This is a genomic window from Nocardia coffeae (genome assembly GCF_019890715.1).
GTDB classification, from domain to species: domain Bacteria; phylum Actinomycetota; class Actinomycetes; order Mycobacteriales; family Mycobacteriaceae; genus Nocardia; species Nocardia jiangxiensis.
Window position 1 is genome coordinate 1 of sequence record NZ_JAINZY010000037.1, and the last position, 11,839, is coordinate 11,839.

6 protein-coding genes and 1 pseudogene are annotated in these 11,839 nt (G+C 62.4%); 2 read left to right on the forward strand and 5 right to left on the reverse strand.

Going from position 1 to position 11,839, the window contains the following annotated elements:
- The 5 genes and pseudogenes from K7711_RS46745 to K7711_RS46765 form a co-directional block, all read right to left on the reverse strand.
- Window positions 1-1,115, reverse strand: a pseudogene (locus K7711_RS46745) (NAD(P) transhydrogenase subunit alpha); the annotation flags it as partial.
- A gap of 600 nt (window positions 1,116-1,715) precedes the next feature.
- Entirely contained in the window at window positions 1,716-2,945 is a 1,230-nt protein-coding gene (locus K7711_RS46750; RefSeq protein WP_222979590.1) for a cytochrome P450, read from the reverse strand.
- 2 nt (window positions 2,946-2,947) lie between these two features.
- Entirely contained in the window at window positions 2,948-3,298 is a 351-nt protein-coding gene (locus K7711_RS46755; RefSeq protein WP_222979592.1) for an amidohydrolase family protein, read from the reverse strand.
- 1,574 nt (window positions 3,299-4,872) lie between these two features.
- A complete protein-coding gene (locus tag K7711_RS46760; protein ID WP_222979594.1) occupies window positions 4,873-5,067 on the reverse strand; it encodes a ferredoxin in 195 nt (64 codons plus the stop codon).
- Between the two features lie 307 nt (window positions 5,068-5,374).
- Window positions 5,375-6,817, reverse strand: coding sequence for an aldehyde dehydrogenase (locus tag K7711_RS46765; protein ID WP_222979596.1), 1,443 nt, complete (start codon window positions 6,815-6,817; stop codon window positions 5,375-5,377).
- Between the two features lie 409 nt (window positions 6,818-7,226).
- Here K7711_RS46765 and K7711_RS46770 point away from each other — a divergent pair, with 409 nt between their 5' ends.
- Both K7711_RS46770 and K7711_RS46775 read left to right on the forward strand, forming a co-directional pair.
- Window positions 7,227-7,760, forward strand: coding sequence for a TetR/AcrR family transcriptional regulator (locus K7711_RS46770; RefSeq protein WP_235748890.1), 534 nt, complete (start codon window positions 7,227-7,229; stop codon window positions 7,758-7,760).
- 697 nt (window positions 7,761-8,457) lie between these two features.
- Window positions 8,458-11,733: a protein kinase domain-containing protein gene (locus K7711_RS46775; RefSeq protein ID WP_222979600.1), complete on the forward strand. Its 3,276-nt coding sequence runs from the start codon at window positions 8,458-8,460 to the stop codon at window positions 11,731-11,733.
- The last annotated feature ends 106 nt before the right edge of the window (window positions 11,734-11,839 follow it).

Consider the following 11,839-nt stretch of genomic DNA (forward strand, 5'->3'; position numbering starts at 1 on the left):
GGCGGAATCCGTGACATCAGTGGACGATCCCGCACCGGACCCGTTCGAAGCGGTCGAATCCGTACCAGCCACAGTCGATTCCGCTTTCGCCTCGGCCTCGACGTCTCGGGTGACGCACGAGTCCGCGAGGACCTGATCGTTGAAATCCGGCGCCAGGGCGCCGTCGACAAGCATCAGCTCCAGCAGCGCCGAAATATTCTTCGCGTACAACTCACTGGCGTGCTCGGGCATCGTCGCGGGCAGGTCAACGGTGACGCGATCGTCACGTCGTGCACCACCACCGTCTCACCCGGTTCGGTGAGCTCACAGTTACCACCGGTCTCCCCCGCCAAATCCACGATCACACTGCCCGGCTTCATCCCCTCCACCGCCGCGGCAGTCACCAGACGCGGCGCGGGACGACCGGGCACCAGCGCGGTCGTGATCACGACGTCGAAACTCTTGATAGCGTTCTCCAGGGCCCGCTGCTGCTGAGCCTTCTCCTCTTCGGTCAGCTCACGCGCGTATCCGCCCTCCCCGGCGGCATCGATGCCCAGATCCAGCCATTGCGCGCCCACGGACCGGACCTGATCGGCCACCTCCGGACGCACGTCGTAACCAGTGGTGCGTCCGCCCAGACGTTTGGCGGTGGCCAGGGCTTGCAGACCCGCGACCCCGACGCCGAGCACCAGCACCGTGGCCGGTTTGACGGTGCCCGCAGCGGTGGTCAGCATAGGGAAGAACCGCGTGGACTCCGACGCGGCCACCAACACCGCTTTATAGCCGGACACGTTCGCCTGCGACGACAGCGCGTCCATCACCTGGGCGCGGGAGATGCGCGGGATCGCCTCCACCGCGAACGCCCGCACTCCCGCGCCGCGCAATGCGCCGATCTTGTTGTCCGCATTACGCGGAGCCAGGAAACCGATCAACGTCTGCCCCGCCGACAACTTCGCGATCTCCATATTGCTCGGCGGGGCGACCTTCACCACCACCTCGGCCGACCACGGATCACCGACCTCAGCACCCACCTCGGTGAACGCCGAATCCGGGATCAAAGCCCCCTGTCCGGCGCCGGCCTCCACGACCACCTGCACACCCTGCTTCACCAGGCCCGCAATGATTTTCGGCACCATCGCAACCCGGCGTTCGCCGGGATTCGTCTCACGCACGACACCGACACATGTGCTCTTTGTGTCACCCGGCGGCGCCGTACCGACTCCGACCTGCGCTGTATCCACTGTCGGGAAAATCCTTTCCTAGGATCCAAGGCTGACCACTTCGGCGAAAGTCTTGGATTGCCATTCCGTATCGCCATGACGAAACCCGTCACCGCACAACCACGTCACCCACGCCACAGCCGTTCTGAACGCAGGAACGCCGCCGAGTTCCCCTCCACCATGTAGACATCCGCGACGGCCGCGGCACGGCTAGGTCGTGTACCGGACCCGCCGTGCGGATAGGTCGCGGCGGGCCTACCGAGCCAACGATGTAGAGGCGGCTGGCATGCGTCGACCATCCGGCAGTGGCCGATTACCACATGCGCCACCTCGGGTGCGAGACAGTCGCATGCATCGAGACACGCCAGCTGCGCCTGCCAGAGGCTGGAACTCCGGCTAGGTTGCTCTCGATTCGGAAATCGAACCAAGTCGACAAAATTTCGCTGACTGCCTCGCTGGCGAGTATGACCGAATGACGGCGAGACAGTCAGTGGCGTGGTCGATGAGCCCGCTTCTCTACTCGAGCTCCAGGGACAGCTCGAGGTGTTTGATGCCGCGAATCAGGTTGGACGACAACGGGATTGTCGGTCCGGCGCGCTTGATCGTCCGTACTCGCTTGGTCAGCTCCTTCAAGAAAGCGGTGATCTCGAGGCGCCCCAGCCCGTGTCCGAGGCAGAAGTGCGGGCCGCCGCCTCCGAAGGCGATATGGGGATTCGGATTGCGCATTACGTCAAACTGGAACGGGTCCCTGAAGACTTCCTCATCACGGTTTCCCGACAGGAACCAAATGGTGACCGAGGAGCCCGCGGGGATTCGTTGTCCACGGATTACGACATCCTGCATTGCAGCGCGTCGGAAATATGCCAAGGGTGACGACCACCTGAGTATCTCTTCAACGGCGTCCGGGATCAGGCTCGGATCCTCCTTGATCGCCGCGTACTGCTCTGGATATTCGACGAACCGATCCAGACCATGGAGGATTGCGGTGCGCGTTGTCTCGTGCCCAGCGGTGAGGAGCAGGAGCATAATCGCCATGACCCGCTCGTCCGATATCTGTTTGCCTTCGAACTCGGCCTGAGCGAGCCCGGTCATCAGATCGTTCCTCGGCGAGGCTCGGCGTTCCCGTGCAAGGGCGAGTCCATATTCTTGAAGATTTTTTCTCGCCTTGTTGGCGCTGGCCAAGTCGGGCGCAAGTTCAGGGTCGGCGAAGCCGGTCGCAACATTCGCGTCGTGGTACAGCTGATTGAAGTCTTCGCGTGGAACTCCGAGAACATGCGCGAGCACGCCCATGGTGAAGACGCCGGCAAGACCCTCGACGACGTCCAACTGCATCTCGCCGCCGTCGCTCTGCAGGAATCTGTCGAAGACCAAAGATGCCACTTCTTGGACGGGTTCTTGCATCGTGTTGACAGCGTTTCGGCGGAACGCCTGCTCGATCAGGCTCCTGAAGACTGTATGCTCAGGCGGGTCCATCGTTACAAGATGCTTGTCGAGAGCCAATAGTGGTTCCCGCTCCTGGGCCGTTAGCCCGACGTTTCCTCCGTTCTCCAGGTCTGAGCTGAAGACCTTGGCGTCGCGGCTGATTGCTCTGATGTCCGAGTGCTTCGAGATAACCCAGAATCCGGGGCCGTCCGGTTCGGGGTGATGATAAACCGGAGCATGCTCACGCAAGTGTGTGAACCATGCATCGCCCGCTCCGGAAATGAGAGCCTCCGTGTCGAGCAGGTTGATTTCGTCTAGATCCATGCCTAATACCTCCAGCTGGCGCCGTTGCCAGGAGTAGCAACGCTCATATGTTTGTCAAGGGTTGCCTGGCGCAGTCTGATACGCCTGGCCTCGTACCGTGTCCGCACGGCTGAGTTTTGCTGAGTGGTGTACTGCGTGATGAGGTCTTGTGAGAGTGGGAAGTTGAACAGTTGTTCGGCGTTGGCGTGAGTGATCTTGCGGGTGATCTCGGGGTCGAGGTCGTCGAAGAGTTCCTTGCACGCGGCCTGGGTGTTGGGCCAGGGGGAGTCGCAGTGGGGGTAGTCGCATTCCCACAGGATGTTGTCGACACCGTTGTAGTCGCGGGTGCTCAGGCCCCAGGGTTCCTCGATCATGGAGAAGTACATGCTGCGCTTGCAGATCGGGGTCGAAGTCGACCTTCGCGCCCGAAGGACCAATGTGCATACACGCCACACGTCGGCCGGTTCGGCGATGTGATCATCGATGCTGAACCACGTATACATCTCCGCCTTCGAACCCTTCCGGCTGCGTGCCCCTGTAGCGTATCAGTGTAGATGTTAAATTTATCTAATTTCAATAATTTACCTATGCCGACTTGCTTGGTCGCCCGTGTAGCGCAGGATGGAAGAGTTGGCCACAGTCCTCCGCGCCGATCGAACACGGCCACGTCAGGGTGATCCGATGCTGTTAAGGCGGCTTTCATTGCGGCTTCGATCGCCGGGCGGGGGTGAGAACCCAGGTCGATCGACCTTGTCGGTGGGCTGCTGCAGGTGCTTTCGGGAAGTTGTTGATGTTTACGACGCAACCGAAATCAATGTAATGAGACAACTATATCTGTAGCTGAGCTTTGCAAATTTGAACTTAATCGATCGACTCGACAATCAGTCTGTCAGTCGGGACCGTCTCGATCCGCCGCTCGTCAGGTAGGCGCGAGCGTCGGATGCTGCAAACGCAAAGGGGTGGAGAAACACCGGGCGCGTCGCGCTCTGTTGCCGGGGCGCTCAGTGGATGTGTGGGGATGCAGCGTGAACTGGACAGGCTCGCAATCGCTGTCGACGAATGTTCTCCGGGAGGCGCGTCAGTAACCGGAGGTCTTGTTGCCGATGCGATTTGCCCTGCTACGGGGCAGAACGACGACAGCGGGCAAGTAAGTTGAGATAGCGGCGTCGCAAACAAAGATCGTCGTAGCTACGACCCGAAGGGCCGCTGATCCGGCGGCGACTGCGTCCTGCACTCGTCGGGAATGTGGTGGTGCCCTTTTGGCCCGCGTCCACCAGCTGTTCCAGACCCTGGTCTGGGCCGACGACGCTGATCCTGGCCAGCTTTCGTCGACTGGGTTTGGGGAACTGCAATTCACCAGTTGCTGCGAATAACTTGGCGCGCATGCGCCAGGCGATGGCCGTAGGGACGGGCCTGGCCTGCGTCGACTCGGCCATCGCGGTAACGAGGGATACGTCCGCAGTGTGCTGCTGGGGCCCAGATCAGGCGTTTGAGCTCGAGCATCATCCGCAACCTGCCTCCGACAGATTATCGGTTGGTCGGGACAATCAGCTGCCAGGTCCGTAGTCCGACGACTGCGGTGAGCATCTTTTGGGCGTCGCTGGTAATCGACCGACAGCGACGCTGACGAACTTGCCGATGAAACTGTTCGGCTGGCGCAGCCGACGCAGCGTGGTGAAGGCGCTCACTTGAACCGGCAGCATCTATGCACAACCGTTGGTCAGCGGACACTTACGCCCCAATGGACACCGTCTGCTGTATCCGACCGACCGGGCGACCGGGCTACACAATGACGAAATTGTCAAGGCTTCTCCGCTGTCGAAGTTCGGTCGACGAACGCGATGCGGGTTCGCCTTCACCGAGTCGCGGAGTTCAGCTGTTCGACGGCGGTCCCATTGGTCGAGAGGCAGGTGGTTTGCCGCTCCAGCGTGTTACCGGTGGTGCCGGCTCAATCTTCTTCCAGGATCAAGGCCATCGCTGGGCACGCATCAACGCCCTGCCGCACTCTCTGCTCGTCTTCGGGTTTGACCTCATGCTCCTGCAGACTCGAGTAGTCCGAGTCATCCAGTGGGAACAGGTTCGGATCAATGGCATAGCACTGGCCATGGCCGGCGCACTTGGAATTGTCCACACGTATACGCATGTCGGAAACGTACTCTCGTGATCATGTCGGCACCAGCGGCCGACTTGTGGGAACTGTCGAACTCGAGATTTTGGGAATCGATCGATACCGTGGAATTCGCCATCGATCGACGGGAATATTTGCAACCCTGCCGACGGGCTTGCGATTTGCGCGCTTCCGGCCCCGAATATACGCGCGAGGGCGTCGGAGCGGACTCGCCGGGTAGGAATTTGGATCGAGCTCCTCTCCGCGATCGTTTCTGCGGAAAGGAGCTCGACCTAATGTGGACCTCGGGGAAGCTGCTCGCGTACTAGGGAGCCGACTTCTTCTAGCCCTGCATCGGCAGCGGCCGGTGGATTGCCTTCATCTCGAGGAAGGATTCGAGACCTTCACGGCCCTGTTCGCGGCCGATACCGGACTCTTTGAATCCGCCGAACGGGGCAGACGCTTCCATCGACCACGTGTTGATGCCGAAATTGCCCGTCTGGACCCTGTTGGCGAAGAAGGCGCCGCGTTCGGGGTCGTTTGTCCAAACGCTGCCGGACAGACCGTAGGGCGAGTCGTTTGCGATCGCCAGGGCCTCGGCGTCGTCACGGTACGGAATGACGGTGAGGACAGGCCCGAAGATTTCCTCCTGCGCAATGGGCATGTCATTCTTCGCATCGGCGAACACGGTCGGCTGAACGTAGTAGCCGCGGTCGAGATCCGCAGGTCGGCCACCGCCGGTCGCGATGCGGGCGCCCGACTGTTTTCCGCTTTCGATGTATCCCTCGACACGCGCCCGGTGCTGCGAGTTGATGAGCGGGCCCACATTGGTAGCCGGATCGTGGGGATCCCCCACCGCGAGGGAGGAGAATCCGGCCGAGAGCGCCTCGACGATTTCGGCATACCGGGATTGCGGTGCGAGAAGCCTGCTCTGCAGCGCGCATGCCTCACCATTGTTCGCCGCGGTCCCGAAGATGAGTCCAGGCAATGACGCAGTGAGGTCGACATCGTCGAGCACGATGGCGGCGGATTTGCCTCCGAGTTCAAGGCTTACCCGCTTGAGGTTCTGGGCGCACAGAGTCGCGATGATGCGACCGGTTGCGGTGCTACCCGTGAAGCTGACCTTGTCGATCTTCGAGTTGGTGACCAGGGTCGAGCTCACGTCCGGCATCGCGGGCAAGACGTTGACCACACCAGGCGGCAGACCGATTTCTTCGAGTACTTCTGCCAGCATGAACGCGTGCAGAGGTGTTTCCTCGGCCGGCTTGAACACGACGGTGCACCCCGCCATCAGCGCTGGGGCCAGTTTCATGAAGCCGATCGACAGCGGGGCGTTCCAAGGAGCGATCGCCGCGACGACGCCCACCGGCTCCTTACGGATGACGACATTGTTGTACTGGCCGGAGCGGGGCTCCTCGAACAAGTAGTTCTCGGCGAGCTCGGCCTGAGAGGCCGAGATTGCGGTAGCCCCGTCGATGGTCCCCCAGATCGTTCTCGGCAGACCAGTCTCGTCGACGATGACGCGTTCGATTTCCTCGCGGCGGTCTTCCAGGCCTTTTGCGATGCGCCGCAGATAATCCGCTCGCTCGGCGCCGGTCATATGGGGCCAGGGGCCGTTGTCGAACGCCTGGCGAGCTGCGTCGGCCGCTGCCTCGACGTCGCTCTCGTTTGCCAGCGGCACCGACCCGACGACTTCTTCGGTGCTCGGCGATACAACTTGCAGCTTCTGTGCTGATGCCGACGGTACCCATTTGCCGCCGATAAACAGCCGGTCGAACTCTTTCACGGTCGTCCTTTCATGTCCTGATCGTTCGCTGTTTGTCCTCTTATGAACGAGATCGGAGCTCAACGTGCCGTACGCGCCGACTCGCTTTGCGTCTCGCGCGAGGCCCAGTCGCGGAGGATGTCTCCTCGTGGAGAGATGCCGCAGTCGGCAATGAACGCACCATGGCGCATCCCTTTCTGGTCCCGGGCTGGTCTCGAGTCCGGGGCTGTAGCGATGAGGGTGGCTCCTCCGCTTGCGTCGAGCGACGCACAGCCCACGCTAGACGAAAAGTCGGACTGGAGTCAAATATGTACTCAGTACGTAATGGTACGATTGATGCATGCGACATGGAGCGGATGGCCGCACTGAGGGTCTCGGACTGCGCGAGCGGAAGAAGGTGCGTACGCGCCGCGCGATTCGGGAGTCCGCGATGCGACTGTTCGCCGATCACGGCTATGACAACGTCACGGTGGACCAGATTGCCGCGGAGGCCGAGGTGGGTCGGACTACGTTCTTCACCTACTTCGCGTCGAAAGAGGCGGCCATCTCCGAGCCGGACCCCGACGACGTCGCATTTTGGGGTGAGCTGCGTGCTCAGCAGCCGAACAGTACCCCTCTATGGGATGCGCTGGTCACGGTCCTGCTCGATGGCTTTCGGTCCATGGAATCGTCGTTCGCGGTAAAGCAACAGCTACTGGCCGCGGACCCCACGCTGGCCGATGCACTGGCCAAGGCCACCCTGTGGATCAACCGTGATCTGCGAGCTTGGGTCGATGAGAGGACTTCTCCGGGCGACCGGCCGATAGCGCGCCTTCAACTGGCCGTAGCGCTCGCTGCGATCGAAGCGGCCTACGAGGAGTGGGCAGCAGATGAGCCCTTCAGCGTCTTTCTCGCACGATCCGAAGAGAACCTTCGGCTAGCCGCTGGCGGAGTCGAGCGATTGTCGTTGCGCCACTCGCCGTGACGGGAGCTGACTGCGGTCCGCGCGCCGACATCGAGTGTGCATTGGTCGAGCGGCTGCGTCGGCAGTTTCCACGAGGGATGTCGCAGAATTACCGATATGTCCATCGGAGCAGCCAAAGTCGGTCGACTACGAACGTGCGCAAGCCTTTTCACGATCAGGAGAATGCGGCGGCGTAAGTCTGATCGCGCACCTGCTCCGACAGGTACCGCCACCACCAGCGAGCTGCGGTCGAGCCGCTCACTGCCGTCGACCGATGCCGGCCAGCCCAGCGCCCGCGTCTGCGCGGTGACCTTGTTCCCGCCCGCGACAGGGAGGGCCGCCAGCACCGGGACACCCGCTCGCAGGCCGAAGACCAAACCGTGCAGGCGAGCGGTGACAGCCGCGCCCAAGCGTCCGAACATCGAGGCGAGCTGGTCGGGGGTCGCGCAGCGCCGCCAGTCCGCGGTGGCCAGTCGCGTAACGACCGCCCATCCGCGCGCAATCCAGTCCCACCATGAGCGATCTTCGATTCGGCCGTACCCGCACTGCGGTCACAAGACCGCTGTACTGGCAGGGCGGTTGGGGCCACTCGATGTGCGGATTTTCGGCACGATAACCATCCGTTGACATTTTCCAGTTATAGGCTGGTGAGCGGCGAAAGGTGAGTTCATGGTGCTCGGTTGCCGAAAATATGTCGACGGGGCCACACCCGCGCGCGATGACCGATGACGATCCGCTGAGAACACACCGTGAGGCGGTACCTCCAGTCACGGTGGAGTTGGCCGCCGCCGGATTTGATGATGCGACGGAGATCGGGCACGGGGGATTTGGTGTGGTATATCGCTGCTGGCAGGCCGCGCTGGAACGAACTGTCGCAGTGAAGGTGTTGACTGCGGAGCTGGACGCGGACAATAAGGCGAGGTTCGTGCGCGAGCAGCGGGTGATGGGCCGGTTGACCGGGCATCCAAATATCGTCACGGTGCTGGAGATTGGCGCCACCGACAGTGGGCGCCCCTTCTTGGTGATGCCGTATCACCCGTTGGGTTCCCTCGATACGTGGATCCGCACGCATGGTCCGCTCCCGGTGGAGAGGTCGCTGTCGATCGGGGTGAAGATCGCCGGAGCGCTGGAGAGCGCGCATCGGCTCGGTATCGTGCATAGGGATGTGAAGCCGGCCAACGTTTTGCTCACCGAGTACGACGAGGTTGCGTTGACCGATTTCGGGATCGCGCACATCGCAGGTGGGTTCCAGACGACGGCGGGAGTGGTGACCGGGTCACCGGCGTTCTCCGCGCCGGAGGTGCTCGAAGGAGAGGCGCCGACCCCGGCTGCGGATGTCTATGGACTCGGCGCCACCTTGTTCTGTGCGCTCACCGGGCATGCCGCGTTCGAGCGCCGCAGCGGGGAAAACATGATGGCACAGTTTGTGCGCATCACCACTCAGCCGGTCCCGGACCTGCGGGAGGGCGGTATCCCCGAGGACGTGTCGGCGGTGGTGGCTGTAGCGATGAGCCGCGACCGCCATGAACGGCCCACTGCGGCGACGCTGGGGGAGAGTCTGCGGCAGGTGCAGCAATATCACGGGCTTTCGGTGGGTGCGATGGCGTTGCAGGGAGAAGCGAATCGGGAACTTCCCGACCAGCAGCCGTCGCCGAAAGTACCGCGCAAAGCGACAGCGGCCTCGAGGGAATACAGTGGCAATCTGCCGCTCGAGTTGACCAACTTCATCAACCGGCGCAGTGAGCTGTCGGAGCTGAAGAATCGGCTCTCGGCTTCGCGGCTGGTGACGCTAACCGGCACCGGGGGCGTCGGTAAGACGCGACTGGCGCTGCGTGCCGCGACTGGGATCCGCCACGGTTTTGCGAACGGGGTGTGGCTGGTCGAGCTGGCCGAGGTCTCCGACCCCGCGCTGCTTATCGACGTTGTTGCGGCCACCCTCGGTGTGCGCAGCGAATCGGCTACGCCGTTGCTCGATGTGTTGATCGATTTCCTCGGCTCGTGCGAAACGCTGCTCATGCTGGACAACTGCGAGCAGGTCGTGGAAGCCGTAGCCAAACTGACCGAGACATTGTTGCGGGCCTGTCCTGAGCTGCGGATCCTGGTCACCAGCCGCGAATCGCTGAACATCGCAGGGGAATCGGTTCTGCGAGTAGTGCCGCTGGCGGTCCCGGACGGGGACCGGGAGCCGGCGCTAGCCGACTTGCCTCGTTTCGACGCGGTGACATTGTTCGCCGACCGTGCCGCGGCCGCGGTCGAGGGCTTCGAACTCGACGAGGACAACAAGACCGCGGTTGCTGGAATCTGCGCCCACTTGGATGGGTTACCGTTGGCGATCGAGCTTGCCGCGGCCCGGATGCGTTCGATGTCACCCGCCCAGATCCTGAGCAGGATCACCGACCGTTACGACTTGCTGACCCAGGGCAGCCGCACCGCCCCGTCCAGGCAGCAAACAATGCGCTGGTGCATCGACTGGAGCTACGGGCTGTGCACGCCGACCGAACAACGATTGTGGGCCCGGCTATCGGTATTTGCTGGCAGTTGCGAACTCGATGCCGTCGAACAGATATGCGCTAGCGACCTGGCACCGGACACGCCGCTGGATGTGCTGTCCGGCCTGGTGGACAAGTCGATTTTGATCCGGCAGGAATCGAACACAGTGGTGCGGTTCCGGATGCTGGAGACAATGCGTGACTACGGTCGGCAAAAGTTGCGTGAGTCCGGCGAAGACACCGAGCTGCGCAGACGGCACCGCGACTGGTATCAAAAGTTGGCGTTGGAGTCCGAAGCTGGCTGGATCAGCCACCGGCAACTGGAGTGGATCGCACGCCTCGAGCGTGAGCTACCCAACCTGCGCGAAGCCCTCGAATTTTGCCTCTACGAGGACACCGAGGAAGCCGCTCGCGCAGGGTTGCGCACCATCGCCGCAATGCTCGACTTCTGGGTCTTCGACGGTCTGCATGGCGAGGGCCGAGGCTGGCTCAACCGCGCCCTCGCACTTCCCAAGGCGCGATCGGTACCCGAACGCGTCAAGGCACTGTGCGGCGGTACTGAGTTGGCCGCGGCACAAGGGGATTTCCATTCCGGGGCCCTTCTGCTGGCCGAAGCACGCGGGCTCGTCGGTCAGTCACCCACGCCCGCGATCGAGGGGCAGATCGCCTACACGTCCGGCTTCCTTGCCCTCGCCAGGGGCGATGCGCCCAACGCCTGCACCTCCGTCGAGCGGGCGGTCGAGAAACTGAGTTCGGACCAGACGGGGGCTCTCTACGTCGGAGCTCTGGCCGTCCTCGGCTGGGCATACGAACTGCGTGGCGACATGACTCGAGCGAGCGAGTATTGCGACCGAGTTTTGTCAATTACCAAAGCACGCGGTGAATACCTCTATCGTTCGGGTGCGCTACGCGGCTTGGGGGTTGCCGCATGGCACCAAGGCGAGCTGGACCGTGCCGAACAGTTGCTAGAGGAATCGTTGCGCGTCAACCAGCACGCCAATAGCGTGGTACTCACCGCCTTCGAGCTCGAGGCCCTGGCTTGGACGGTGGCCGACCAGGGCAAACCTGAGCGCGCGGCTGTTCTGCTGGGAGCCGCGCAGGGAATCTGGCTGGTCGGAAGCCGCGTAGGAGCTGTCTTTCCGGACATATCGCGCTTCCACGAGGAATGTGAGCGGAAAGCGCGTGAGGCCCTCGGCATTCGCGTATTCGATGCGGCACACCGCAGAGGCCAGATGATGGGTATGGGCGATGCTGTCGCGTACGCACTCGGGGAAGAGCCCGCCGACAGCGGGCGGCGCGCATCCGCGAAATTGACCAGGCGGGAGGCGCAGGTCGCCGAACTTATCGCTCGAGGCTTCAGCAACAAGCAGATCGCCGCCAAATTGGTGATCTCGCAGCGCACCGCGGAAGGCCACGTCGAACACATCCTGACCAAACTTGGCTTCACCTCACGCGCTCAGGTGGCGGTATGGGCTGTGAAGGAAAGCAAACCAGAAGGTCCTTGATCGCATGCCGCGCAAATAGCCGTCGGTGCTGTGCTGCCCATCGTGCCTGGCAGGTGCGCCTTGACGGGTTATGTAGCGACTTCAGTGGTTGGGTGTCCATGGTGGG

Coding starts and splice junctions, on each gene's coding strand:
- K7711_RS46755 (WP_222979592.1), bottom strand. CDS start 3,298: ATGATCGAGGAACCCTGGGGCCTGAGCACCCGCGACTACAACGGTGTC.
- K7711_RS46760 (WP_222979594.1), bottom strand. CDS start 5,067: ATGCGTATACGTGTGGACAATTCCAAGTGCGCCGGCCATGGCCAGTGC.
- K7711_RS46775 (WP_222979600.1), top strand. CDS start 8,458: ATGACCGATGACGATCCGCTGAGAACACACCGTGAGGCGGTACCTCCA.
- K7711_RS46770 (WP_235748890.1), top strand. CDS start 7,227: ATGCGACTGTTCGCCGATCACGGCTATGACAACGTCACGGTGGACCAG.
- K7711_RS46750 (WP_222979590.1), bottom strand. CDS start 2,945: ATGGATCTAGACGAAATCAACCTGCTCGACACGGAGGCTCTCATTTCC.